The sequence below is a fragment of the Micromonospora sp. NPDC047738 genome (assembly GCF_040642675.1).
In the GTDB taxonomy this organism is placed as follows: domain Bacteria; phylum Actinomycetota; class Actinomycetes; order Mycobacteriales; family Micromonosporaceae; genus Micromonospora.
This window is the reverse complement of the sequence record NZ_JBEYSO010000002.1, coordinates 57544-82318: the sequence shown is the minus strand read 5'-3', so window position 1 is coordinate 82318 and position 24775 is coordinate 57544. Positions and strand designations below refer to the sequence as shown.

Genomic DNA, 24775 nt, shown 5'->3' with positions numbered 1-24775 from the left:
CGATTCCTTCCCGAAAGGGCTGCCAGGACGCACGCCCCCTCGGGCGTTCTACCTGCTCGGCGACGCTGCGTCAATGGCAGGAAGATCATCGTGTAACGACCGCAACCTGTCGATTACCTGCGGCCATGCCGTCGACTCCGGGTCGATGAGCCCGAAGTGTTCGCATTCTGCCAGCTCAACCAGGGTGGCGGGGGTGTTGGCGGCGCGGGCCGCAGCAACCCAGGAGCGGCTGATCCCGACCGGGACCTGGCGGTCCAGTGTGCCGTGCATCACTACGGTCCGTGCTCGGATCGGTACCAATGTCGATGGATCCGCTGCCGCGTACCGGTCGGGCACGTCGGCCGGGCCGCCGCCGAGCAGCGCGGCCACCGCACCACCGTCCAGGTCCAGCCGGTACGCCTCGGCGAGGTCGGCCACCGGGGCCAGCGCGAGCACGCCGCCGACCGTGCCCGGGGCGTGCGCGGCCACGTACAGCGCCAGGTGGCCGCCTGCCGAGTGGCCGACCAGGATCGGTGGGACGGGCGCCACCAGGCCGGGCAGCGCCGCGGCGGCCAGCCCGGGCAGCGCGGCCACCCCGGACAGCACATCGGTGAGGGTGTGCGGCCAGCCTCCGTCCGGCTGACCGGTGCGCCGGTACTCGAGCTGGGCGACCGGGTGGCCCAGCGCCGCCAGCGCGGCGGCCATCGGGCCGGTGTGGGTGCGGTCGTACTCGGCCCGCCAGAAGCCGCCGTGCACCACCACGACCAGCCGCCGGGCCGGGCCGTCGCCGGCCGGTCGGCGCAGGTCGGCGAGCTGGTCCGGGTGGTCGCCGTAGGCGACCGTGACGTCCGGCGGCGGAGCCGGCCGGGTCAGCACGGCGCGCGGGTCTGCGGGCATGACGGCGACGGTAGCGCGCCCCGGTCGGGTGGCTCCGGTCCGGTAGCCGATCCCGGCGCGCGCCGACGACCGCGGCTGGGTAAAGATGGGTCCCATGACCGAAGCGCGTTCCGCCGGACAGAACGACGAACAGGACAACGACGGCATCCCCGGCACCGTGGTGGTGGTCGGGCCGGACGGCCGACCGGTCGGCACGGTGCAGACCGACGAGGGGCAGGGCGAGGACCCGACCCGCCTGGTCGAGCAACCGGCCAAGGTGATGCGGATCGGCAGCATGATCAAGCAGCTGCTGGAGGAGGTCAAGGCGGCCCCCCTCGACGACGCCAGCCGGCACCGGATGCGCGAGATCCACGAGCGGTCGATCGTCGAGCTGAAGGAGGGCCTCGCCCCCGAGCTGCGCGAGGAACTCGAGCGGATCTCGCTGCCCTTCACCGAGGACAAGGCACCCAGCGAGAGTGAGCTGCGAATCGCCCACGCCCAGCTGGTCGGCTGGCTGGAGGGGCTGTTCCACGGCATCCAGGCCGCCCTGGTCGCCCAGCAGATGGCCGCCCGGGTGCAGCTGGAGCAGATGCGCTCCGGGCGGGCCGCGCTGCCCAGCGGCCCCGGCGGGGTGGCCCCGGGGATGCCGGGCATGCCGCCGACCAACGAGGGGCATGCCCCCGGCCAGTACCTCTGACCGGCCGGGGCGCGTCCGCGCCCCGGCCCGCTCAGCCCACCCCGAAGACCTGCTCCAGGTACGCAGCCACCCCGTCGGCCGAGTTCGGGCCGGTCACCTCGTCGGCGATCTCCAGCACGGCGGGGTGCGCGTTGGCGACCGCCACCGCCCGGCCGGCCCAGGTCAGCATCGGTACGTCGTTCGGCATGTCCCCGAAGGCGAGCACGTCCCGCTCGTCGACGCCGAGCCGGGCGGCGTACCAGGCCAGGCCGGCCGCCTTGGTCACCCCGGCGGCGGAGATCTCCACCAAGCCGCTGTACGAGGAGTGGGTCGCCTCGGCCAGCCCTTCCAGGGCGGCGGCCACCACCCGTACGAAGACGTCCGGGTCCTGCTCGCCGGCCCGGGCGAGCAGCTTCACCGCGGGAGCCGCCAGCAGTTCCTCCGGCGACTCCACCGCCCGGATCGCCTCGACGTCGGCGTCCCAGCGCAGCGGATAGTGCATCTCGTGCCGCATCTGCCGGCTGTTCACGATCTCCACCGCGAGGCTCACCTCGGGTACCGCGGCGCGCAGCCGGCGGGCCACCTCGGCGAGCAACTCGGGCGCGAGCGGGTCGGCCCGGAGCACCTCGTCGGTGGCCGGGTCGTAGACCACCGCGCCGTTCGCGCAGATTGCCGGCAGTGGCTCGGCGAGCTGGTCGTACACGAGTTGGAGCCAGCGGATCGGGCGGCCGGTGACCAGTACGACCGGCGTGCCCGCCGCGGCGATCCGGGCCAGCACGTCGGCGGTGCGTGGGCTGAGCGTCCGGTCGTCGCGCAGCAGCGTGCCGTCGATGTCGGTGGCGATCAGCCGAGGTACCTCTCCCATCACCGGGAGAGTAGCCGGTCCAGGTAGACCGCGACGCCGTCGTCGTCGTTGCGCAGGGTGATCTCGTCGGCCGCCGCGCGGACCTCCGGGTGGGCGTTGGCGACCGCCACCCGCCCCCAGCCGGCCCACGCGAACATCGGCAGGTCGTTCGGCTGGTCCCCGAAGACCAGCACCTCGGCCGGGTCGACGCCGAGCCGCTCGGCGATCACGCTCAGCCCGGTCGACTTGTCCACGCCGGGCGGGCAGATCTCGATGAAGCCGAGGCCGGCCTGGGTGAGCGTGGCCAGCTCCGGCGGGACGATCCGGCGGGCCATCGCCAGCAACTCGTCCACGTGGTGGTCGGCGGTCCGGGCGAACGCCTTGATCACGTCGCAGGAGAGGCACTCCGCACGGCTGCGCGCCTCGAACCGGTCCTGGTACGGCCAGCTTGCGTGGTAGTCGCCCCAGAGCGGCGCATCGTGCTCGTCGGAGGCCTCCACCATGACGGTCAGCGGCCCGACCGCGGCCTCCAGGTCGGCGACGATCCGGGCGAGCACGGCACCGGAGAGCCGCTCGTCCCGCAGCACCAGCGGGCCCGCCGGGTCGCTCTGGTCGACCACGCGGCCGCCGCCGGCCATCACCAGGAAGTCGGCGGCGCGGATGTCGTTGCGGGTCAGCTCGGTCAGCCGCGGTCCGCGGCCGGTCGCGCCGACCACCGGGATCCCCGCGGCCCGCACCCGGTCGAGCACCCCGTGGGTGTACGCCGAGACGGTGTCGTCGCTCCGGACGAGCGTGCCGTCGAGGTCGGTGGCGATCAGCTTGGGCAGTCCCGGGCGGGTCATCGTTCCTCCTTCGCCCGCCGCCGTCACGCCGGCCGTCCTGGTCCTCGATGCCGCGGCCGCTGGACGGCGGGCAGCAACCGTATCTCGCGGAACGGGGCCCAACCATGGCTTTTCGGCGAATCGGGCACCAACCCACGACGGACGTCAGGTGTCCGACCTCCGGGCACGCCCGGCGTGCCGATCCCGGCGACCCGGACCGGCGGTTCGGGACGACCGCACCGGTTCCGGACGGTTCAGTGCGGCAGTTCGGGGCGGGCGAACGGGGTGGTGGGCTGGACCGTCAGGTCGGCCGGCGCGGGCAGTTCATCGTCGGCCGACCGGCGCCGGCCGCGATCTGCCGGCGGTGACCCGGCACCGGGCAGGTCCTCCCGCTCCGGCGTCGCGGCCACGGCCCGGCCGGACAGGTGCAGCGCGGCGGCGAACAGCACGGTGGCCACGAAGGCGGTGACCAGGCCGCGCCCGTAGTCGACCCGGAAGCCGTCCTCGGGCGAGTAGAAGAGGGTGCGCTGACCCGAGTCGTTCAGGGTGACGGCGGCGGCGGTCAACAGGGCGAACACGGCCGCCGCGAGGCCGAGGCCGGCCACCCGGGCGTTCTGCCGCGCCGCACCGGTGCCGCGCAGCGCGAGCGCCGCCGCGCCGGCCAGACCGAGCAGCCCCACCAGGTAGCCCACCCCGAAGCCGCCCACGTCCCCCACCCCGCCCGGCACCCGGATCATGGTGTTCCCCTCCGGGCCACCGTTCGGGATGGTCATCACCAACCACTCACCGATCAGCGAGGCGACGGCGGCCACCGCGCCGAGCCCGGCGAGCACCGGCGGCAGGCGGTGGTCGCGAGCCAGTCCGGCCAGGGACCAGCCGAGCCGGCCGGCGGGCGGCACACTCTCGTCGGCACCCCACTCCACGATGGTCGTGCCGTCGGACCGGTGGTCCTGCCTGGGGATGGGGAGATCCTGGGACATGGGCACCCTTCCGCGTGCGCGGGCCTGCGTCGAATCATGACACAGCCGACGCGCGGCGACGGGGACCGCGAGTCGGCGTCCGGCTCGTCACTGGCCGGTGCGGCGCCGTCCGGTTTCGGTTAGCGTCGGTGGCATGCCTATCCGTACCGCTTCCGCACGCTGGCAGGGCAACCTCACCGAAGGGGCCGGCACGGTCCGCACCGGCAAGGGTGGCCTGACCGGCAACTACTCCTTCAAGTCGCGTTTCGAGGAGGGCGAGGGGACCAACCCCGAGGAGCTGATCGGCGCAGCGCACGCCGGCTGCTTCTCGATGGCCCTCTCCAAGCAGCTCGCCGACGCGGGCGCGACCGACACCTCGGTGGAGACCACCGCCAAGGTGCACTTCGACAAGACCGACGCGGGGATGACCGTCACCCGGATCGACCTGGAGACCGTCGGCCAGGTCCCGGGCATGGACGAGGCCCAGTTCGGCAAGCTGGCCGAGGCGGCCAAGGAGAACTGCCCGATCTCCCGGCTGCTCTCCCCGGGCGCGCAGATCACCCTCAACGCCCGCCTGGCATCCTGACCCACCGTCGCGCCGCCCGGAGCCGGGCGGAGACCGCGGATCTTGGGGCGTGGGTCCGGGCGGCGCGGTGGGGGAGAATGGGCGGGTGGCCGTGGAGATGAGCCGTGAGCGGTTCGAGGAGCTGGTCGGTGAAGCCCTCGACGAGGTGCCCGAGGAGTTGCTCGGGCTGATGAGCAACGTGGTCATCCTGGTCGAGGACAACCCACCACCCGGCGAGGACCTGCTCGGTCTCTACGAGGGGCACGCGCTGACCGAACGGGGCTGGGACTACTCCGGCGTCCTGCCGGACCGCATCCTCATCTACCGGAACCCGATCCTGGGCATCTGTGACACCGAGGAGGACGTGGTGGACGAAGTCGCCGTGACCGTGGTCCACGAGATCGCCCACCACTTCGGCATCGACGACGAGCGGCTGCACGCCCTCGGCTGGGCCTGACCGGACGCGCCGCCCGCTCCGCTCGGCCGATCCCCGGTGTTGCGCGGTTCCCCTAATCTGCGGGCAGGCACATCCCGATGCAGGAGGAAACCCATGCGCAGCGCGCTGTTCTCCGCGGAGAACCTTGAGAAGGAGTCGCAGCAGCCGGGCATGCGGCTGCAGAACTCCAAGATGCTGAAGATCGAGCTGAACGGCGAGGCGATGGCCCGGGTCGGGTCCATGGTCGCCTACCAGGGGCAGGTGCAGTTCCAGGCGCTCGGCTCCGGCGGCATCGGCAAGTTCATCAAGCAGCGACTCACCGGTGAGGGCGTCCCGCTGATGAAGCTCACCGGCCGGGGCGACGTCTTCCTCGCCGACCTCGCCAAGGACGTACACATCATCGACCTGGAGCCCGGCGACGCCCTGTCGATCAACGGCTCCAGCGTGCTCGCCTTCGACTCCACGCTGAGCTACGACATCAAGATGGTCAGCGGCATGGGCTTCGCCGCCTCCGGCCTGTTCAACTGCGTCTTCACCGGCCACGGCCGGATCGCCGTCACCACCGAGGGCACCCCGGTGGTGCTCAACGTGGACGCCCCGACCTACGTCGACCCGCAGGCCGCGGTCTGCTGGTCGGCCAACCTGCAGACCGGCTACCACCGGGCTGAGCAGCTCGGCCTCGGCACGCTGATCGGCCGCCGCACCGGTGAGGCGTTCACGATGAGCTTCGCCGGTCAGGGCTTCGTCGTGGTTCAGCCGTCGGAGGAGCGGCCGGTGCCGGGCAGCGGTGCCCAGCAGGAGCAGGGCGGTCTGCTCGGCGGGCTGCTGCAGTGACCGTCGGGTGCGCGGGACGCCGGTCCGGGTGTCCCGCGCACCGTCAGCTCAGCTCCCCCGCGCGCAGGCGGGACAGCCAGGCCGCCGCGTCGGCGTAGTCGGCGTCGGAGAGGCCGGCCGGGGCGGGGACCGGGCGGTCGCTCACCGCCGCGGTCCAGCGGTGCCGGGGGTACGACCCGAGAAAGCGCACGCCGGCACAGACGCGGTGCAGCCCCTGCAACGCCTCGCCGAGGCGCACGTCGGCGACATGCCCGGTGCAGTCGAGGAAGAAGACGTACCGGCCGAGCGCCTCGCCGGTCGGGCGCGACTCGATCCGGGTCATGTTCACCCCGCGTACGGCCAGCTCCATGAGCACCGAGAGCAGCGCGCCGACCCGGTCATGGGCGATGTAGACCGCCAGCGACGTGACGTCGTCGCCGGTGGGCGGCGGGGGTGGGCCCGGGCGGGACACCAGCGCGAATCGGGTCACCGCGTCCGGGTGGTCGGCGATCTTGTCGGCGAGCACGGCCAGCCGGTGCCGGGTCGCGCCGATCGGGGCACTGATGGCCGCGTCGTACTCGCCGGCGGCCGCGCCCGCCGCGGCGGCACCGTTGGAGAGCACGTCGATCACGGTCGCGTCGGGCAGGTGGTCGCGCAGCCAGCCCCGGCACTGGGTGGACGCCTGCGGGTGTGCCGCCACGCTGCGCACCTCGGCCAGCGAGGCCCCGGGCCGGGCCGCGAGCACGAACTCCACCGGCAGGATCACCTCGCGGGTGATCACCAGCGGCTCGCCCTCGGCCAGCTCGTCAAGGGTCACCCCGACCGCGCCGCCGATCGAGTTCTCCAGCGGCACCAGTGCCGCGTCCGCCTCCCCGGCCCGTACGGCGTCCAGCGCCTCGCCGACGCTGCGGGCCGGCGTACGGCTGCCGCGCTCGGCGGCGGGCACAGTACGCAGCGCCTGCTCGGCGAAGGTGCCCTCGGGACCCAGGTAGACGAAGCGGGTCGGCGGTGTTCCCGGCATGGCGACCAGCCTACGCACCAGGCGTGCCGTCGCAGGCCAGGGTGCGGATACCGGATGGGGCGATCGTGCGCACCTCGACGCCGCAGACGTCCGTCCCGGCGGTCACCAGCTCCAGGTCGGTGGGTTTGCCCCGGGTCACCACCTGGAGTTCCTCGTGCCCGGTCACCTGCAGCACCGTGTACTGCCATTCCTCGGCGCAGAGCGGCCCGGTCCGGACCGTGACCCGGACGTCGCGGGACAGCACCCGGGCCGGCCCGCGCAGCAGCGACACCACCCGGTCGCCGGAGGGGCCGGAGCGGCAGGGTGTGGCGGCCTGGCCGGTGGGGGTGGGGGCGAGGGTGGCCGGAGCGCTCGGCGTCCCGGTCGGCGAGGTCGGGGTGGGTACGCCGGTGGCGGTCGGGACGGGGGCGGTGGGGGTGGTCGACTGCCGCAGCTCCGGCGGGGCGCCGCAGGCGCCGAGCAACAGCGCGACCAGGACGGCCGGGATCGTCGGCAGGGTGAGCCGCGCCGCCGGGGCGGTCAGTGGGCGGCGGGTGGAGGTGCTGGGTGCGGTGGGGGGCACGGTCCGATCCTCGGCACGACGGACGTCATTGCGGCCGGCTGGCCGAGCCCATCGTAGGAGGATCTTCCGACCGGGTGAAGGTCACGCGTGGAACCGGTGCCCGGCCCGCTCCAGCGCGCTCGTGGCCTCGGCCAGCCGCACCGTGGGCACCAGCACGTGGTCGGTGTCGTACGTGGAGAAGGCCACCACGTTGACCCGGGCCCGCGCGAGCGGGTCGACCAGCGCGGCGAGGGTGCCGGTGACCGGCGCGTCCTGCGGGCCGACCAGGCGCAGGCAGCGCCAGTCGGTCTCGACGTCCGCGTGATCGGGCACCCGGCCGGTCGGGCAGATCAGCGAGATCCCGTCGGCCGTCCAGCTCACCGTCACCACGTCGGCGGCACCCAGGTCGCTCCAGACCTGTGGCGGCAGCGTGGTGCCGGCCGGCAGGCGGCACACGGCGTACTCGCCGGGCAACAGAGCGACATCGAGCATGATGGCACCTTACGGCCTCGGTGGGGGCCGGCCCCAGCGTCGGCCGGTGCGGCGAAGGCCACATCGCCGCAGGTCAGACCGCCGAGAAGAAGGTCAACGAGCCGGCCACCTCGCCCTCGGCGAGCACCGGCGTGGAGATGGCGTCCACCGTGGTGCCGGCGTCGGCTCCGGGGCCCTGGACCCGGAGCAGGCCCCGGGCCAGCCGGCCGGAGTGCAGGGCGAGCAGTGGCGGGATCTTGTCGGTCTCCTGCTCGGTCAGCTCGCTCGGCTGGGCGCTGAAGTCGACCAGGCGCAGCCCGCCCTCCAGCAGCGGCCGTCCGATCACGTCCTCCGGCGCACCGAGACAGAGCAGGTCGCAGCCCGCCAAGGAGATCGCCACCACGGTGGTGTCGGCGTCGATCAACAGGCACGGCTCGGCGGCCCGGGAGACCGTGCCGGACCACTGGCCGAAGTTGTCGAACTCCTGCTCGGTCGGTGTCCCCGCCGCGGGCACGAGCACTTCCGAGAGCGAGAGTTCGACGTGGGCCACCGCGCCTCCTATGTACACCGACGGTCTGTCCACGCTAGCCGGTCGTCACGACGACCGCCCGACCGCGCTGGATCCTCCGGCCGCCGGTGCCGCTCGGCTGCGGCGGAGCCGTGGGACAGGTGTCGGTGCGAAGAGTGCCCAATGTCGGGCGGCCGGCGACGGCGCGGGCCGACGGAACCACCGGGGCGGGTCCGTGGGCCGCGTGGCGTCGCCGGAGACGTTACCGGCGGGCGGCCCGCTTGTCAGCGGCCGTTCGGCCCTCGTCGTACCACCGGTAGTCGGCTGCTGGACGGTACGTGCCGTTGAGCCACGTCGACGGGTGCTGGGCGACCCGGGAGAGCTTCTCGGCGGTGGCCGGGCTGATCCGGTTGCCGGCCGCCACGAGCAGCCGGTCCAGCTCCCGGTGGGTGGCCATGAGGCAGTCCTTCGGCAGGCCGTAGACGCTGATCACCCCGGAGCCGACGAAGGTCAGCACCGGGGTGACCGGGATGGGCAGGCCGACCGCCTCGGAGAGCGCCTTGCTGGCCCGCTTGGCGTCCCGCCGGGCCTCGGCCACATAGGGCGGACGCTTGCCGTTGATCTGCACCACGTCGCCGGCGACGAGCACGCGGGCCCGGCCGTGGTCGGCGATGGTGACCGCGAAGAGACCGCTCGGCCCGATGGCGAGGAACCCGGCCCGCTCGTCCTGACCGCGATCGAGGAGCACGTCCGCGACGTCCGTCCGGGGCCACTCGATGACGTGCCAGGCCGGACCGAGGTGGTTGAGCTGGCCGAGCGCACGGGCCCCGGCCGCCTCCAGCCGGCGGGCGCCCCGCTCGGCCCGGCGGCGACGGGCCCACTCGAGTGGTGTCGGTCGGGCCGGCTCGAGCACCGGGGTGGCCTCGACCCGGGGCGGTGGCACCGCCACGGGTGGCAGGGCCCGGGCGGGTACGGCTTGACGAGCGGGAAAGACAGTCATCGCGACCTCCGGCAAAAGGTCCCTCGAAGTTACGTCTTCACTACCCTACGTTGCGGACCCCGGTGGTCGGCAAGTTGGAGCACCGGAATGAGTGCGGATGAATGCCATATTCATTCACACTTCTTTTCCGGATGGTGCGGAAGCCCTGCCCTACGCTGCGAAGGTGACCCACTACGTGGACAGCGAGGTCGCCCGGCTCGGCACCGTGCTGCTGCACCGCCCCGGGCCGGAACTCGCCCGGCTCACGCCGCGCAACAACGACTCGTTGCTCTTCGACGCTATCCCATGGGTGGGCCGGGCGCAGGAGGAGCATGACGCGTTCGCGGCCGCGCTGCGCGCCCGGGGCGTGGAGGTGCTCTACCTGTCGACGCTGCTGGCCGAGACACTCGCCCTGCCGGACGCCCGGGCGGAACTCACCGAACTGGTGCTGCGCTCGCCCCGGCTGGGCGACACGCTGCGCCGGCGAGTCGCCGACCACCTCGGATACCTCGACCCGGCCGCCCTGGCCGACGTGCTCATCGCCGGGCTCGCCCACGAGGAGCTGCGGATCGGCCGGGACCGGCCGGGCGGTCTGGTCTGGACACTGATGGACCGGCACGACTTCGTCATCGACCCGTTGCCCAACCTGCTCTTCACCCGGGACTCCTCGGTCTGGATCGGGGACCGGGTCGGGGTGACCAGTCTGGCCATGCCCGCGCGCCGGCGGGAGAGCGGGCTGACCGACGCCATCTACCGGCACCATCCGCGCTTCGCCGGTACGCAGTTCGTCTACCACGCCGAGCTGGAGCACCTGGAGGGTGGCGACGTGCTGCTGCTCGCGCCCGGCGTGCTCGCCGTGGGAGTGGGCGAGCGGACCACCCCGGCCGGGGCCGAACGCCTGGCCCGGCAGGTCTTCGCCGCCGGCCTGGCCCACACCATCCTGGTCGTCCCGATCGCCCAGGAGCGGGCGACCATGCACCTGGACACCGTCTGCACGATGGTCGACGTGGACGCCGTGCTGATGTACCCGAACATCGCCAGCTCGCTGTCGGCGTACACGGTCATCGCCGGGGTGGACGGCGACGAGCCGCGGGTCGACGGCCCGGCGCCGTTCCTGCGCGCCGCCGCCGACGCGATGGACCTCGACCAGCTCCGGGTGATTGACACCGGCCTCGACCCGGTCACCGCCGAGCGGGAACAGTGGGACGACGGCAACAACACCCTCGCCCTCGCGCCCCGGCTCTGCGTGGGCTACGAGCGGAACGTGGAGACCAACGCCCAACTGGAACGGGCCGGCATCGAGGTGATCGCCATCGCCGGCTCCGAGCTGGGTTCCGGCCGGGGTGGGCCGCGCTGCATGTCCTGCCCGCTGGTCCGCGAGCCGCTGCGCCGCTGACGACGACGGGCCCCGGTCGACACCGGGGCCCGTCGAGCGAAGGATCGGGTCAGCGCAGGGTGAGCTGGCGGCCGAGGAGGCCCTGGCGGGCCCGGCGCCCGGCGGCGTCCAGCGGCGCCTGCTCCTCCAGCGCCTCGGCGTACCGCTTGGCGAACTCGGTCACCGGCTCCTCCCACTCGGCGGCCGGGACCTCCTCGGGCAGGTCCCAGACCGGCACCAGGCGGCCGTGCGCCCGGAACATGCCGGCGAACCGGGTGCGTTCGCCGAGGGCCAGCGTGCCGGCAACGCTCAGCCGGGACAGCGCGTCCAGCGCCGTGTCCTCGTCGTCCGGCAGGACCCAGCGCACGTGCGCCTTCTCCGGCACCTGGCACCAGTACGCGGCCCGCGCCGCCGCCAGCTTCACCGTCGGGTAGACCGCCGCGTTGGCCCGCTCCAGGGACGCCTGCACGGTCGGGTCGTCGGCCGCCCCCGGGTCGAGCCAGAACTCGAACCCGTCGTGCATGGTGATCTCCAGCGGGCCGTCGACCAGGATGTCCTGGAGGCGGGGGCCCGGACCGGGCAGCGGCGGCACCGCCACCTGGCCGCCCGGTTCGGTACGCAGCGCGCAGAGCAGCGCGTCGGCCAGGTCCCGGGAGACGTCGCCGGACTGCTGGTGCCGCTGGAGCCCGATGAAGACCCGCCCGTCCGGCTTGGTCATCGCCGGGGCGGCCATCGGCAGCACGGTGGCCAGGGTGACCGGTCGGTCGCCGTACTCCTCGACCAGCTCGGGGGTCAGCCGCAGCGGCGCGGAGGCGGCCGGGACCAGCTCACGCAGGGCGATCCACTCCGGCTCGTCGGCCAGCCCCTCGAACGGTCGGGGCACGAAGACGTCGCGCACCTTCTCCCGCTTCGGGGTGACTTCGGCGGCCCGCTGGCTCTTTCGACGCTTGCTCACGCGCCCGCCTCGCTTCGCTCCGCGGCCGCATGAGCCTCGACGGCACTGCGCCTGATGATTCGCTCGCTGCGCTCGCTCATGGCGACACAGCCTAGATGCCGGAGAAGACCGGTGGGCGCAGGACCCACCCCTCCCGGGGGCCCCGCTCAGCCGGCGATGGCCAGGCCCGGCTGGGCAGCGACGGCCGGGTCGAACTCGGCCCAGACACTCTGCCCGAGGCCGTCCCGCTCGACGCCCCAGCGACTGGACAGGCCGGCGACGATGTGCAGGCCGCGCCCGTCGATCGCGTCCGGGGTGGCCGCCCGGAGCAGCGGGCCCGAGGCGGAGCCGCCGTCGGTGACCCGAAGCTGCACGCAACGGCCGTTGGCCGTCGGCCGCAGCCGCCAGGCCACCCGGACCACGCCGCCGGGCAGCGGGTCGGCGTGCCGGACGGCGTTGCCCACCAGCTCGGCGAGGACCGCGACCAGGTCGGCCAGCAGGACCGGGGGGACGACGTCGGCCAACTCGCTGGCGAGCCGATGCCGGGCCAGGCGTGCACCGGTGGCGTGATGGGGCACCACCACGCACCACGACCGTTCGGCCGAACCCGTCGACACCGTGTTCCTTCCACCCCCCACTGCGCCCGGGTCACCCCCGGGGCAGCCGCACCTCTGCGACCGTACCCCCACCGGCCCTCGGTCGGAGGGATACCCATCCATTCTGTTGTTCAACGATCTGGCGGACGAGATACAGCCCCAGTCCGGCCCCCGGGTAGCGCCGGCGGTCACCGGACTCCCCCTGCCAGAACCGGTCGAACGCCCGTTCCACGTGTTCCGGCCGGATGCCGATGCCCCGGTCGGCGACCCGGAAGGCGACCATCCGGCCGCTCGCCTCGGCGGACACCTCGATCGGGGTGTCCGGCAGCGAGTACTTCCCGGCGTTGGTGCTCAGCTCGGTGAGCACGGTGGCCAGGCTGTGCCGGTCACCGAGCGCCTTGGGCAGGTCGACCGGCAGGGCGAGGACGATCCGGTGCCGGACGTCCGCCGGCAGGTCCGACACCGCGGCCCGCAGCGCGTCGGCGAGGTCGAACGGCGCGGCCGGCTCCCCGCCGGGCCGGCTCTCGGTGGCGGCGGTGAGCAACCGGTCGACCAGCCGGGCCAGCTCGTTGGCCCGCTGCCCGATGATCCGGGCGGCGTGCCGCCGGTCGTCGTCGCTGAGCGACTCCCAGTGGTCGGTGAGGGTGTCCGCGTACCCCTTGATCACGGTGACCGGGGTACGCAGCTCGTGGCTGGTCACCGCGACGAAGAGGTCCCGGTCGTGGTCGCGGCGTTGCTGGTCGGTGATGTCGCGGAAGGTGACCACCCGCAGCGTGCCGGGGCCGGGCAGCTCCCCGGAGGTGATCCGCAGCCAGCGGCCGTCCGGCATCCGGTGGTCGAGCACCTGCCCGGGCGGGGGGAGCGGGAACGGGAGCGGACGGTTCAGCGCGTCGGCGGGCGGGTGGCCCGTCACCTGGGCGGCCGCCGGGTTCCAGAGCCGTACGTGGTGTTCCCGGTCCACCACGGCCAGGCCGTCGGCGAGCGCCGCCACCACCGGGCCGTCGCCGTGCACCGGCAGGCCGGTCTGGTCTCCGTACATGTGGGCGATGCAGGAGGCGATGTAGCCGAGGACGGCGTGGTGGGAGTCGTCGAGCGCGGCGTCGGCCGGGTAGAGGGCGTGCAGGCTGCCCACGGTGTGGCCGCCGACCTCGGCCCGCGCCGCGATCATCCGGCGCAGGCCCCGCCCGGCCACCTCGTCGGCGAGCGCGCTCGGGATCCGGTCGACGCGGACCTCGCGTACCGGGGGGCCGGTGAGGAGGCAGACGGTGGCCGGGTCGGTGGCCGGCAGCGGGCGGCCGATGAGCGACTCTGCGGTGCCGGTCGCCGCGATCACCCGGCCGCCGGCGGGGGCGAACTCCACGAAGGCCAGGCTGGCCGCGCCGACGGCGGGCTGGACCACCCCGAGCAGCCGGGTGAGCACCGGCAGGCCGGACTGACCCGAGTTGATCATCTTGAGCACGCTGTCGTGGCCGGCGATGAGGGCGGCGTAGTCGGTTCGCTCCGGCATGTCCCGAGTGTGCCGCGCCGACCGGTCCGGGAACACCCCTCGCCCGGGCGGGCGGGATCGGCGGTGGGGCGGCGCGACCCGGCTCAACGGCCCAGCCGGGCCAGCGCCCGGGCGGGCCGGTCGGTGATCACGCCGTCCACCCCGGCGGACAGCACGAGTTCCAGGTCCGCAGGCTCGTTCACCGTCCAGACGTAGACCTGGTTGCCGGCGGCCCGCAGCGCGGGGACGAGCTGTGGCCGGGCTCGGACCAGGCCGATCCCCGGGCCGGCGATCCGGGTGCCGAACGGCAGCCGACCCAGCCGCAGCCAGCGCGGGAGCACCTCCAGCAGCAGCACGGTGGGCAGGCCGGGCGCGAGGTCGCGGATCCGGCGTACGGCGAGCGCCGAGAAGGACATCACGGTGACCCGGACCCGATCGTCCGGCCCCGGGTCGGCCAGGCCGTACCGGCGCAGCAGGCCGACCAGCCGGCGTTCCACGTCCCCGCCGTACCGGGAGGGGTGCTTGGTCTCGATCAGCAGCCGGACCGGCCGGCCGGCGGCCAGCACGGCGTCGAGCAGCCGTTCCAGGGTGAGCAGCCGGGTGTGCGACTCGTCGAGCGGTTCGTCCCCTTCGACCGCCATCCCACCGGGATGCCAGGAACCGAAGTCCAGCAGCTCCAGCTCGGCGAGCGTACGCGCGCTGACCAGCCCGTGACCGTTGCTGGTCCGGTCCAGCCGGCGATCGTGCACGCAGACCAGATGGCCGTCCCGGGTCAGCCGGACGTCGCACTCCAGCCCGTCGGCGCCCTCGTCGAGCGCGCGCAGGTACGCGGCGAGGGTGTGCTCGGGCAGGTCGTACGAGGACCCGCGGTGCGCGAACACCAGGGGCGTGGTCATGCCTCCCGACTCCTCAGGCGACCCGGCCCGGCTGCCCGTCGTCGGTGACCACCGGGCGGCCAGCGGCGGCCCAGTCGCCCATCCCGCCCTCGACGTTGCGCACCTGGTCCCAACCGTTGCGCAGGAGGTACGCGACGACCTGCGCGGACCTCCCGCCGGAGCGGCAGATCACCGCCACCTCGCGGTCGTCCGGCACTTCGGTCAGCCGGCCGGGCAGCTCGGTCATCGGCAGGTGGTGGGCGGCGGGCGCGTGGCCGGCGGCCCACTCGTCGTCCTCCCGGACGTCGAGCAGGTAGGTGTCGTCGGGCACGGCCGACGCGGGCACGCTGGGAACCTGGGGTCCGAACACGGCTACCTAGCCTAGACGGCGATTCCGCTCAGAGCCGGTTGACCCAACGAGGATTCGCCCCGGCCCATTCCGGCATCCGGGTGTCCCGCACCGCGTCGAAGAGGCCGTTGCCGCCGTTGTCCAGCACCACGTAGGAGACCTCGCCGATGGTCTGCGGATACGAGGGCACCTGCACGCCGTGCAGCGCGTCCGGGGGCAGCGACCGGAGCGCGAAGAGCAGGTCCTCCAGCGGTACGCCGTTCGTGTCCACGGTCAGCGCGCCGCCGACCGCCCGGATCACCCGATCCAGCTGCACCGGGTCGTTGCGCAGGTGCGTCTCGCCGGCCTTGTCGAGCACCGCGCGGAGCATCTGCTGCTGGTGGCGCTGCCGGTCGTAGTCGCCGTCGGGCAGGTCGTAGCGCTGGCGGACGTAGTCCAGGGTCCGGGCGCCGTCCATCTGCTGGCAGCCGGGGGTGAACAGGGTCTTGGTGTGGATCGAGCGGACCTCGGTGTCGACGCACATCCGGATCCCGCCGAGCAGGTCGATGACCTGCTTGAAACCGGAGAAGTCGACCAGCGCGGCGCCGTCGAAGCGCAGGCCGGTGAGCTGGCCCAGGGTGGCGGAGAGCAGTCGGGCGCCGGCCTCACCGCCGCCGCCGTGCTCGTACGCCGCGTTGACCTTGTCCTGGCCGCCGCCGTAGCCGGGCGCCGCCGGGATGGCGACCAGCAGGTCGCGCGGGATGGAGATCAGGTACGCCTGCCGCATCCCGGCCGGGACGTGCACGATCAGGATGCTGTCCGAGCGCTGGTCCTCGGGATTGGCACCGGGCCGGTGGTCGGAGCCGATCAGCAGGTAGTTGAGCCCGCGGGACAGGTCGGTACGCGGCTGCCGGACGGCCGGGGCGAGCAGTTGCTGCTTTTCCACCGTGTGGTCGTACCGGTTGGTGAGCCAGTGCAGCCCCGCCACGCCGAGCGTGGCGAGCAGCACCAGGGCGAGGCCGGCGCCGAGGAGGAACCGGGGCCAGCGGACGGGTCGACCCCGCCCGCGCCTGGTCCGTCCCGGCCTGAACGTGACAGCCCTCCCCCGCAGCCCTGACGTGAGACCCGCTCACCTCAGGCTACGGGGCCGGAGCCCCGGCGGTGGCCGCTTTCGCCGCAGCCACCGCGGGTCAGGCTCACTTCCGGGTGGAGAGGACCTCCGGGTTCGCGGCGACGAAGTCGGCGAGCTTGTCCTCCTTGACCGCCTTGAACATCTGCCTGCTCAGGTCGTTGAGGGATTCCCGGCCGCTGCTGTTGGTGGCGTACGTGCCGCCATTGGTACGCAGGGTGACCAGGTCGTTGCCGCTGAGGCCCTTGAGGGTGAAGACGAAGTCTTCGACCTTCACGCCGCCGGTGTCCAGCATGAGCGACTCGCCGGCCGCCTTGATGATCTGGTTCAGCTTGATCGGGTTGGTCAGCATGCCGCTGTCGCTGGCCTTTTTCGCCATCGCCTTGATCAGTTGCTGCTGGTTCTGCTGGCGGCCGTAGTCGCCGCCCTCCACGCCGTAGCGCTGGCGGGCGAAGTCGAGGGCCTCCCAGCCCTCCATCTCCTTGCAGCCCTTCTTGTGCACCACCGGCGTCATCGGCTTGCCCAGCTTCTCGGCGTCCGAGTTCCACCTCGGCTTGCCGTCGACGTACGACATGTGCTTCGACTTGACCTCCTGGCTGACGCAGATCCGGACGGTGCCGAGAGAGTCGATGACCTTCTTGAAGCCGCCGAAGTTGATGATCGCCGCGCCGTCGAAGCTGATTCCGGTCATCTGCTTGATGGTCTTGGCCATCATCTGCGCGCCGCCCTCCCAGCCGCCACCGTTCTGCGCGCCGAATTGGAAGGCTGCGTTGATCTTCTCGGTGCCGTGCCCCGGGATTTCCGCCTCGGTGTCCCGGGGGATGGAGATCAGGTACGCCTGGTCGTGGCTGGCCGGGATGTGCAGGATGATGATGCTGTCCGACCGCACGTCGTCGGCGGCCCAACTCGCTCGGGCGTCGACGCCGAGCAGCAGCATGTCGATCGGCCCGTCCAGGTTCTTGCCGCCCTCGGCCTCGCTCTTGCCCGCATCGCCGAGCAGGCTGCCCTGCTGGATGCTGCTGGTGGCCTGACCGATCACCGCCTTGCTGCCGACGATCGCGACGCCGCTGGTCATCATCAGCACCGCGCCGAAGATCAGCGTGAGTCGGGCCCAGAGCGGGTCCTTGCGCTTGGTCCGCTTCTTCCGGTTGCCGGGACCCCGACCGCTCGGACCGGGCTGGGTGGGGATATTTGGCGGCATCCGCCCGGGTGCGCCGGGATCCAGTGACGGAGGGCGACGGCTGGTCTGAACCGGCATGCGTGCTCCAGCTCGATGATCGGGGGCGGGACCACTGTACGTATCAGTACCCGTTCCCGCGACCTCGTGTCCGGGCTATCTCCACACATCCCGGCACTCGACCAGGCAGATTGCCCGAACGGCCAATTGAGATCAGCCGATCGGCGGTTGGCTCACGGTGGTGAGCTCGGCCGCCGATCGGCGCGGTGCGCCCGAGCGGGATCAGTTGCCGGTGGTGTCGCCCGGCTGGTTGGCCTTCACCCACTCCGTCATCGTGTCCGACGCGATGGCCTGGTACATGGCCAGCGCCTTCTCCCGGTCGGAGACCACCACCGACTGGCCGTCGATGGTCTGGCCGCCGAGGTTCGGGCTGGTGATGAAGGTCAGGTTCTCGCCTCGCAGGTTCCGGAACTCCAACGCCATGTCGGTCAACGAGAAACCCTGGTCGACGGTGACTGCAGCAGTCACCGCCTTGAGGAAGTCGTTCAGCTTCTTCGGGTTGGTCAGGGTGCCGGTGCTGGCCGCCTTGTCCATCAGCGCCTTGAGGAACTCCTGCTGGTGGCGCATCCGGGCGAAGTCACCCTCGGGGAACTGCTTGCGCTGCCGCACCCAGTCGAGGGCCTCGGCGCCGTTCATGTGGTTCATGCCCTTGGTGAACTTCCGGTACGGCTTGTGGATCGAGGTGATCGTCCGCTCCACCTTCAGGTCGACCCCGCCGAGGGCGTCGGTGACCTCCTTGAACCCGGCGAAGTCGATCGCCATGACGTGGTCGATCCGCACGTCGGTGAAGCACTCCACGGTCTTCACCGCGAGCGGCAGGCCGCCGAACGCGAACGCGGCGTTCACCTTGTTGCGCTGGCCGGAGTCGCAGGACGCGCCCGCGTTCTGTGGGATCGGCACGTACAGGTCGCGGGGGATGGAGACCAGGTAGGCCGTCTTGTGGTCGGCCGGGATGTGCATGAGGATCATGGTGTCCGCGCGCCACTCGCCGGCCTTGTCCATCGGCGCGTCCGGATCCCGGGAGTCGGTGCCGGCCATCAGGATGTTGAGGGCCCCGTCGACCTTCTTGGCGGGTCGTCCGCCGGTGATCGCCGAGAAGGGGTCGGTGCGGGCCAGATCGTTGTCGAGGTTGCGCGCGTAGAGCCAGGCACCCGCGCCGCCGAGCAGCGCCAGCACCAGCACCGCGACGCCCGCCACCAGGCCGATGCGCCCCCAGCGCGGGCGCGGGCCGGGCCGGCGCGGAGCGCCGGGACCGCCCGGGCCGCCCGGCCCGGCGGGTCCACCGGGGCTGCCGGGTCCGCCGGAGCGAGGCTGCTCCTCGTCGTACGACGGGTGCCGGCTGGCGTCGGTCGGGCGGGCGCGCCCGGTGGTGCTCCGACCGGGGCCGGGCACCTGGGCGCGCCCCGCGCTCCGACTGACGTACGGGAAGGGATCGTCGGCAGACGTGGTCGCTGACATGTACCGAGGGTAGGTCGGTGGCGCCAGTGCCGCCGTCAAGGGCGACCGGGGTGTCAGCCTCCTCCCAGCCGGGGTCAGTACCCTAGCCGACCGCGAAAGTAGTCGATGGTGCGCCGGAGGCCGTCTTCGGGCGCCACGGTCGGTTCGTACCCCAACAGCTCACGGGCGAGGGTGAGATCCGGGCGGCGCATCTCCGGGTCGTCGGCGGCGCGAGTGATGTAGCTCACTTCGGACCTGCTTCCGATCAGCGACACGATCGTCTCCGCCAGCTGCCGCATCGACATCTCGTGTTCGGTGCCGCAGTTGATCGGTCCGGTCTCGGTCGAGTCGAGCAGCAGCAGGATGCCCCGCACCAGATCGTCGACGTAGCAGATCGACCGGGTCTGGTTGCCGGTGCCGTGCACGGTGATCGGCTCGCCGCGCAGCGCCTGGGAGATGAAGGTCGGGATGGCCCGGCCGTCGTCCGGCCGCATCCGCGGGCCGTACGTGTTGAAGATCCGGACGATCGCGGTGTCGGTGCCCCGGCTGCGGTGGTACGCCATGGTGGCCGCCTCCGAGAAGCGCTTCGCCTCGTCGTAGACGCTCCGGATGCCGACCGGGTTGACGTTGCCCCAGTAGGTCTCGCGCTGCGGGTGCTCCTTCGGGTCCCCGTACGCCTCGGACGTGGAGGCCATCAGGAACCGGGCGCCGTCGGCGGTGGCCCGCTCCAGCAGCGCCAGGGTGGCGACCGAGCCGACCCGCAGGATCTCCACCGGCAGCTTCTCGAAGTCGGTGGGGCTGGCCGGGGAGGCCATGTGCAGGATCGCGTCGAACCGCTCGGCCATGGCCGGGTGGTGGGTCGGCAGCCCCTCGGAGACGTCCGCCTCGATCAGTGTGAAGGTCGGCTTCTCCAGCAGGTGGGAGATGTTGTCCTTGGACCCGGTGACGAAGTTGTCCAGCACCACGACCGTGCAGCCGCGCTCGATGAGCCGATCGACCAGGTGCGACGGCACGAAGCCGGCGCCGCCGGTGACGAGGATGCGGTGTCCGGGGCCGAAACGGGGAGCAACCTTCATGCCGGCCAGCCTACTCAAGCGAATGGGCCGGAGCCGACGGCGGCTCCGGCCCACCCGCGGTTGTGGCGTCAGTGCGCGCCCGCTCCGGTGAGGGAACGAACCTCCAGTTCCGCGTACTTCTCCTCGTCGTGCTCCTTCGACAGCAGGGTGCCGATCCAGCCGCAGAGGAACCCGAACGGGATCGAGAGGATGCCCGGGTTGGACAGCGGGAACCAGTGCCAGTCGTGGTCCGGGAACATGGCCGTCGGCGCCCCGGAGACCACCGGGGAGAAGAAGACCAGTACCACGGCGGCGAGCAGGCCGCCGTAGATCGCCCAGACCGCGCCGGAGGTGTTGAACCGCCTCCAGAACAGGCTGTAGAGGATTGCCGGCAGGTTGCCCGAGGCGGCCACCGCGAAGGCCAGCGCCACCAGGAAGGCCACGTTCAGGCTCTGCGCGAAGATCGATAGGACGATCGAGATCGCGCCGATCACCAGGGCGGAGATCCGGGCGACGTTCACCTCCTGCCGCTCGGACGCCTGGCCGTCCTTGACCACGTTGGCGTAGAAGTCGTGCGCCAGGCTGGACGACGAGGCCAGGGTGAGCCCGGCGACCACGGCCAGGATGGTGGCGAACGCGACCGCCGCGATGATCGCCAGCAGGGTCGCGCCGCCCAGGTCGCCGCCGAGGAACTTGATCCCCAGCGCCTCGGCGAGCTGTGGCGCCGCGGTGTTGCCGGCCTTGTCCTGCGCGGTGATCGCCTGGCCGCCCACCATCGCCGCCGCGCCGAAGCCCAGGGCCAGGGTGAGCAGGTAGAAGGTGCCGATGATGCCGATCGCCCAGAGCACGCTCTTGCGGGCCGCCTTCGCCGTCGGCACCGTGTAGAAGCGGATCAGGATGTGCGGCAGGCCGGCCGTGCCGAGCACCAGCGCGATGCCGAGCGACAGCAGGTCCATCTTGTTGTAGAAGGTCTGCGTCGCGTCGCCGGCCTTCTCGACGCCGTACCGCAGGCCCGGTTCGAGGAAGGCGTCTCCCTTGCCGGAGGCGGCGGCGGCGTCGCCCAGCAGCGACGACAGGTTGAACTTGTAGTGCGCCAGCACCAGCAGGGTCATCACGATGGCGCCGCTCATGAGCAGGAACGCCTTGACGATCTGCACGTACGTGGTGCCCTTCATGCCGCCCACGGTGACGTAGATGATCATCAGGGCGCCGACCAGGATGATGGTGGCGACCTTCGCGGTGTCGGCGTCCATGCCGAGGAAGGTGGTGCCCGGCTTGATGCCGAGCAGCAGCGCGACCAGCGCGCCCGCGCCGACCATCTGGGCCAGCAGGTAGAAGATCGAGACGGTGATCGTGGAGACCGCCGCCGCCGTCCGCACCGGGCGCTGGCGCATCCGGAACGCCAGCACGTCGGCCATGGTGTAGCGGCCGGAGTTGCGCAGCAGTTCGGCGACGAGCAGCAGCGCCACCAGCCAGGCGACCAGGAAGCCGATCGAGTAGAGGAAGCCGTCGTAGCCGTACAGGGCGATGATGCCGGCGATGCCGAGGAACGACGCCGCCGACATGTAGTCGCCGCCGATCGCCATGCCGTTCTGGAAGCCGGAGAAGGACCGGCCGCCGGCGTAGAAGTCGGTGGCGGTCTTCGTCTGCCGGCTGGCCCAGACGGTGATCGCCAGCGTGATCGCCACGAAGACCAGGAAGAGGGTGATGGTGAGGTTGCGGGCGGTGGTGCTGCCCGCCTCAGCCGCGAGGAGAGTCGTCACGGGTCACCTCCCCGATCTCGGCGCGGATCCGGTCGGCGACCGGGTCGATCCGCAGGTCGGCGAACCGGGCGTAGAGCCACGCGATGACGAACGTCGAGACGAACTGGAGCAGGCCGAAGACCAGGGCGACGTTGACGTTCCCGAAGAGCTTCGTGCCCATGAAGCCCCGCGCGTACGCGGAGAGGATGACGTAGAGCGCGTACCACAGGAAGAACGCGACGGTCATTGGGAAGACGAAGCCGCGCAGCGCGCGCCGCAACCCGGCGAACTCGTCCGACCGCTGTACGGCGAGATACCGCTCCGCCGGGGACTCGGCCGGTGCGGACGCGGGTGTGTCCGTGGACATCTGTGGATCACCACCTTCGCAGGCGTGGGGGAGTTTCGCGCACGGTAGAGAGCGCGCTCCCAACCGGGGAAGGCGCAGACCGACCCCGGTCACCCGCTGCGCCGAACGGTCGCCCCCCTGCGCCGAGTGACTCAGGTCACTCCGGTCACCGGCTGTCGCCTGATCTCCGACCCGGGCGCCTTGATCGACTCCAGGTCCGCAGGCCGCTTGATCGACTCCGGCTCGCCGATCCGGCGGCATCCCGGGCGCCCGGACACCGCCACGTCGGCGTCCTGGTGCGCTTGGCGGCCGGAGATCGTCGGGTCGGGGATCTGGCGGTATCGCGGGTGCCTGGACGCCGCCACGTCGGCGAGCAGGCGCGTCCCGGTCAGCCCAGCTCGTGGTAGCGGCCCCGGTAATGAAGCAGGGGGGCTGTCTCCTCGGCCAGCTCGACCGTTTCGATGGTGGCCTCGACCAGCAGCCCCCAGCCGTACTCTCGGGAGCTGTCGAGCTGGCAGCCGGCCCACGCGCCCGCGTCGGCCGGGACCGGTCCGTACGGAGTGTCGATCCAGGAGCCGATGGCGAAGAGGCCGCCAGGGGACGGGAAGAGGCCGGCGAAGCGGTCGGCGAGCTGCCGGTGCGGCGGACCCAGCGGCGCGACCGCGAACCGCCCCGCCGCCTCCGCGGCCGCCCACAGGTCGGACTCCGGGTCGATCAGCCCGAGCAGCCGGTCCGGCTCCCCCTCGGCGACCAGGGTGGACGAGACCGTCAGTCCTGCCGGCCCGGATGCCGTCCAGAGCGTGACCGGGGCGGCCAGCCGACCCCGCAGCCGGCGGGCCGGGGAACGCTGCCCGGCCGGCACGGCGAACGGGTCGGTGTGGTGGATCTCGGCACCCGGCTCAGGATTCACGTGAAACATTGTGCCGCCCCGGGCCCGCGCCCAACCGAGGAAGCGCTCGTGCAGGTCGCCAGGGTGGTCGTGACCGTTCAGCCGGGAGAGCTGCTCGCCGGCCTCGGCCATCAGCCCACCCAGATACACCAGCAACGCCGTCCGGTCGTGCCGGTACTCGACCAGCAGGGCGAGCCGGGCCGGCTGGCACGGCCAGTGCGCGCCACACGCCCGACACCGCCACAGCGGCCGCATCGGCAAATGCCCCGGCCTCACCGCCACTCAACCTTCCCGGTCGCGGCGATCCTCGCGCAGTCCACGCCCGAGTGCTCCGGCAGATCTTGGACGAAACCGGCCCCTCCAGGGGCCATTCCCTACCAAGATCTGCTTGATGATCACCAGCGGCCGCCGTTCGCCCGCCACGTCTGCGCCGGGGTGAGCCAGCCGGCCCGGCCCGGTCGCGGGAAGGCCACCGTCGGCTGGGACGCCCAGGCCGGCGCGGCGTTCGGCCGGGCCGAGGCCGCCGCCGGGGGTGGCGAGACCGCTGGGTACGGCCGGGTGGCGGCCGGGGGTGGCGGCAGGACTTTCCGGTACGCGTGCGCGGCGGCGTTCCGGCAGCGGCGGAACAGGGCGAACATCGGGTGCCTCCTCTGGTCGGACGAGGTCGCCCCGGCCGGGGGAATGGCCGGGGCGACCGGCGCAGGACCGGCCGCCGGGTCGTCGCCTCCACCAGCCGGGCCGCGTGTCTCCACCCTGGACTCGGCAGCGTCGGCAGGGGAGGATGCCAGGGCTTACTACGCAGCGCGGTCACGTACTTACCGGAGAGGTAAGGATGAACATCGAGATGTGGATCCGGGCGCTCAAGGCCGCCCGGGCCGGTGCGGACGTCTCCCAGGAAGGGCTGGCCGCCCTGATCAAGTGGAGTCCGTCCACGATCGCCGCGATCGAGACCGGCCGTCGACGGCCGACCATGGAGTTCGCTGTCGCCGCCGACCAGGCCCTCGGCACCGGCGGCCTCCTCGCCGAACTGCTCAAAGCCGCCGACCAGGAGCGTGGGCCGTCGTGGTTTGTGCCCTGGCGGGGTTACGAGCAGCAGGCGACGCGGTTGCGAGCCTTCGAGGCGTGCGTGGTGCCCGGTCTGCTCCAGACCGAGAATTACGCGAGGGCGGTCATCTCCACCGGTGGCCTCCATCCACCGGCCATGGTGGACGAACTGGTGGCTGTCCGGATGGAGCGTCAACAGTTGCTGCACCGTGACCAGCCGCCGCATTTCGTCTTCCTGCTGGACGAGACCGCCGTGCGGCGGCCGGTGGGCGGACCGCCGGTGCTCGACGCTCAACTGGGGCGGCTACTGGAGGTGGCCGAGCTTCCGTCTGTGCGCCTGCACGTCATTCCGTTGGCCGTGGGCGAGCACGCGGGGCTCGGTGGCGGCTTCGTGCTGGCCGAGTTGCCGGACGCTGACCAGGTGCTCTACCTGGAGAATGCTGCCCGGGGCCACGTCGTCGACGACCCCGAGACGATCGGCTTGATCGAGCGGAAGTGGGATAGCCTCCTCGGCGAAGCGCTGTCCACGGGAGCCTCGCTGGATCTGATCCGGAAGTTGAAGGTGACGCCATGACCATCGCCGAGCCTTGCTGGCGCAAGTCGTCCCGTTCGACCGACTCCGGCGGCAACTGTGTCGAGGTGGCGGACAATCTGCCCGGGGTGGTGCTGGTCCGGGACAGCAAGGACCCGTCCGGCCCGACTCTCTCCTTCTCCCCCGACGCCTGGCGCTCCCTCGTCGCCGCTCTCCGGACCGGCCACCCGAACTGACTGGCCGAAGATCGCGCCCGAACCAGGAAACAGTGGCCTTGGACG

At 72.3% G+C, this 24775-nt stretch carries 30 protein-coding genes; 7 read left to right on the top strand and 23 right to left on the bottom strand.

Features of this window, described 5'->3' with window-relative positions; all coding sequences use genetic code 11:
- Positions 1-48: 48 nt before the first annotated feature.
- Positions 49-876 (bottom strand): alpha/beta hydrolase, encoded by an 828-nt coding sequence (locus tag ABZ783_RS03710; protein WP_357434372.1) that lies wholly within the window; start codon positions 874-876, stop codon positions 49-51.
- Positions 877-961: 85 nt separating this feature from the next.
- On the opposite strand from ABZ783_RS03710, the gene ABZ783_RS03705 reads away from it, so the two are divergent.
- Complete coding sequence (locus tag ABZ783_RS03705; protein WP_357434371.1) at positions 962-1552, top strand: bacterial proteasome activator family protein; 591 nt, start codon at positions 962-964, stop codon at positions 1550-1552.
- A gap of 31 nt (positions 1553-1583) precedes the next feature.
- Here the strand turns inward: ABZ783_RS03705 and ABZ783_RS03700 are convergent, their stop codons facing one another.
- From ABZ783_RS03700 to ABZ783_RS03690, 3 genes are all read right to left on the bottom strand, one after another.
- Positions 1584-2396, bottom strand: a complete 813-nt coding sequence (locus ABZ783_RS03700; RefSeq protein WP_357434370.1) for an HAD family hydrolase — start codon at positions 2394-2396, stop codon at positions 1584-1586.
- A complete protein-coding gene (locus ABZ783_RS03695) occupies positions 2396-3217 on the bottom strand; it encodes an HAD family hydrolase (RefSeq protein WP_357434369.1) in 822 nt (273 codons plus the stop codon). Before ABZ783_RS03695 ends, ABZ783_RS03700 begins: the two co-directional genes overlap by 1 nt.
- A 233-nt stretch (positions 3218-3450) precedes the next feature.
- Positions 3451-4176 (bottom strand): hypothetical protein, encoded by a 726-nt coding sequence (locus ABZ783_RS03690; protein WP_357434368.1) that lies wholly within the window; start codon positions 4174-4176, stop codon positions 3451-3453.
- 133 nt (positions 4177-4309) lie between these two features.
- Between ABZ783_RS03690 and ABZ783_RS03685 the strand changes: the two genes are divergently transcribed.
- The 3 genes from ABZ783_RS03685 (at position 4310) to ABZ783_RS03675 (ending at position 5990) form a co-directional block, all read left to right on the top strand.
- Entirely contained in the window at positions 4310-4741 is a 432-nt protein-coding gene (locus ABZ783_RS03685; RefSeq protein WP_350932250.1) for an OsmC family protein, read from the top strand.
- Positions 4742-4832: 91 nt separating this feature from the next.
- Complete coding sequence (locus ABZ783_RS03680; RefSeq protein WP_198940440.1) at positions 4833-5177, top strand: metallopeptidase family protein; 345 nt, start codon at positions 4833-4835, stop codon at positions 5175-5177.
- A gap of 93 nt (positions 5178-5270) precedes the next feature.
- Positions 5271-5990, top strand: a complete 720-nt coding sequence (locus ABZ783_RS03675; RefSeq protein WP_357434367.1) for an AIM24 family protein — start codon at positions 5271-5273, stop codon at positions 5988-5990.
- Positions 5991-6033: 43 nt separating this feature from the next.
- Here ABZ783_RS03675 and pheA read toward each other — a convergent pair whose 3' ends face one another.
- The 5 genes from pheA to ABZ783_RS03650 form a co-directional block, all read right to left on the bottom strand.
- Positions 6034-6990 carry a prephenate dehydratase gene (gene pheA, locus ABZ783_RS03670; protein ID WP_357434366.1) on the bottom strand — a complete coding sequence of 319 codons (957 nt, stop codon included), beginning with the start codon at positions 6988-6990 and terminating at the stop codon, positions 6034-6036.
- A 10-nt stretch (positions 6991-7000) separates the two neighbouring features.
- Positions 7001-7486, bottom strand: coding sequence for a hypothetical protein (locus ABZ783_RS03665; protein WP_357434760.1), 486 nt, complete (start codon positions 7484-7486; stop codon positions 7001-7003).
- 147 nt (positions 7487-7633) lie between these two features.
- Positions 7634-8023: an ACT domain-containing protein gene (locus tag ABZ783_RS03660; protein ID WP_357434365.1), complete on the bottom strand. Its 390-nt coding sequence runs from the start codon at positions 8021-8023 to the stop codon at positions 7634-7636.
- Between the two features lie 73 nt (positions 8024-8096).
- On the bottom strand, positions 8097-8552 hold the full coding sequence (locus tag ABZ783_RS03655) for a hypothetical protein (protein ID WP_073837027.1): 456 nt from the start codon (positions 8550-8552) through the stop codon (positions 8097-8099).
- Positions 8553-8772: 220 nt separating this feature from the next.
- On the bottom strand, positions 8773-9510 hold the full coding sequence (locus ABZ783_RS03650) for a hypothetical protein (RefSeq protein WP_357434364.1): 738 nt from the start codon (positions 9508-9510) through the stop codon (positions 8773-8775).
- A gap of 163 nt (positions 9511-9673) precedes the next feature.
- Here ABZ783_RS03650 and ABZ783_RS03645 point away from each other — a divergent pair, with 163 nt between their 5' ends.
- Entirely contained in the window at positions 9674-10885 is a 1212-nt protein-coding gene (locus ABZ783_RS03645; RefSeq protein ID WP_357434363.1) for an arginine deiminase, read from the top strand.
- Between the two features lie 49 nt (positions 10886-10934).
- Here the strand turns inward: ABZ783_RS03645 and ABZ783_RS03640 are convergent, their stop codons facing one another.
- The 14 genes from ABZ783_RS03640 to ABZ783_RS03575 all read right to left on the bottom strand — a co-directional run bounded on the left by ABZ783_RS03640 (position 10935) and on the right by ABZ783_RS03575 (position 23556).
- Positions 10935-11819 carry a DUF5926 family protein gene (locus ABZ783_RS03640; RefSeq protein WP_357434362.1) on the bottom strand — a complete coding sequence of 295 codons (885 nt, stop codon included), beginning with the start codon at positions 11817-11819 and terminating at the stop codon, positions 10935-10937.
- A gap of 146 nt (positions 11820-11965) precedes the next feature.
- The gene (locus tag ABZ783_RS03635; RefSeq protein ID WP_357434759.1) at positions 11966-12382 is read right to left on the bottom strand and encodes an ATP-binding protein; all 417 of its coding nucleotides are present in this window, start codon (positions 12380-12382) and stop codon (positions 11966-11968) included.
- 64 nt (positions 12383-12446) lie between these two features.
- Positions 12447-13901, bottom strand: coding sequence for an ATP-binding protein (locus ABZ783_RS03630; RefSeq protein ID WP_357434361.1), 1455 nt, complete (start codon positions 13899-13901; stop codon positions 12447-12449).
- A gap of 83 nt (positions 13902-13984) precedes the next feature.
- The gene (locus tag ABZ783_RS03625) at positions 13985-14776 is read right to left on the bottom strand and encodes a glycerophosphodiester phosphodiesterase family protein (RefSeq protein ID WP_357434360.1); all 792 of its coding nucleotides are present in this window, start codon (positions 14774-14776) and stop codon (positions 13985-13987) included.
- A gap of 13 nt (positions 14777-14789) precedes the next feature.
- Entirely contained in the window at positions 14790-15125 is a 336-nt protein-coding gene (locus ABZ783_RS03620; protein ID WP_357434359.1) for a rhodanese-like domain-containing protein, read from the bottom strand.
- A 28-nt stretch (positions 15126-15153) separates the two neighbouring features.
- Complete coding sequence (locus ABZ783_RS03615; RefSeq protein WP_357434358.1) at positions 15154-16092, bottom strand: LCP family protein; 939 nt, start codon at positions 16090-16092, stop codon at positions 15154-15156.
- A 187-nt stretch (positions 16093-16279) separates the two neighbouring features.
- Positions 16280-17470, bottom strand: a complete 1191-nt coding sequence (locus ABZ783_RS03610; protein WP_357434357.1) for an LCP family protein — start codon at positions 17468-17470, stop codon at positions 16280-16282.
- 201 nt (positions 17471-17671) lie between these two features.
- Positions 17672-18907 (bottom strand): LCP family protein, encoded by a 1236-nt coding sequence (locus tag ABZ783_RS03605; protein ID WP_357434356.1) that lies wholly within the window; start codon positions 18905-18907, stop codon positions 17672-17674.
- 74 nt (positions 18908-18981) lie between these two features.
- A complete protein-coding gene (locus tag ABZ783_RS03600) occupies positions 18982-19962 on the bottom strand; it encodes an NAD-dependent epimerase/dehydratase family protein (protein ID WP_357434355.1) in 981 nt (326 codons plus the stop codon).
- Positions 19963-20030: 68 nt separating this feature from the next.
- Complete coding sequence (locus ABZ783_RS03595; protein ID WP_357434354.1) at positions 20031-21704, bottom strand: cation acetate symporter; 1674 nt, start codon at positions 21702-21704, stop codon at positions 20031-20033.
- Positions 21682-22050 (bottom strand): DUF485 domain-containing protein, encoded by a 369-nt coding sequence (locus ABZ783_RS03590; protein ID WP_357434353.1) that lies wholly within the window; start codon positions 22048-22050, stop codon positions 21682-21684. Before ABZ783_RS03590 ends, ABZ783_RS03595 begins: the two co-directional genes overlap by 23 nt.
- A gap of 131 nt (positions 22051-22181) precedes the next feature.
- Positions 22182-22394, bottom strand: a complete 213-nt coding sequence (locus ABZ783_RS03585) for a hypothetical protein (protein WP_357434352.1) — start codon at positions 22392-22394, stop codon at positions 22182-22184.
- A gap of 23 nt (positions 22395-22417) precedes the next feature.
- Positions 22418-23173: a flavin reductase family protein gene (locus ABZ783_RS03580; RefSeq protein WP_357434758.1), complete on the bottom strand. Its 756-nt coding sequence runs from the start codon at positions 23171-23173 to the stop codon at positions 22418-22420.
- 140 nt (positions 23174-23313) lie between these two features.
- On the bottom strand, positions 23314-23556 hold the full coding sequence (locus ABZ783_RS03575) for a hypothetical protein (protein WP_357434351.1): 243 nt from the start codon (positions 23554-23556) through the stop codon (positions 23314-23316).
- Between the two features lie 194 nt (positions 23557-23750).
- On the opposite strand from ABZ783_RS03575, the gene ABZ783_RS03570 reads away from it, so the two are divergent.
- Positions 23751-24536: a helix-turn-helix transcriptional regulator gene (locus tag ABZ783_RS03570; RefSeq protein ID WP_357434350.1), complete on the top strand. Its 786-nt coding sequence runs from the start codon at positions 23751-23753 to the stop codon at positions 24534-24536.
- On the top strand, positions 24533-24730 hold the full coding sequence (locus ABZ783_RS03565; RefSeq protein ID WP_357434349.1) for a DUF397 domain-containing protein: 198 nt from the start codon (positions 24533-24535) through the stop codon (positions 24728-24730). Before ABZ783_RS03570 ends, ABZ783_RS03565 begins: the two co-directional genes overlap by 4 nt.
- Positions 24731-24775 lie beyond the last annotated feature (45 nt).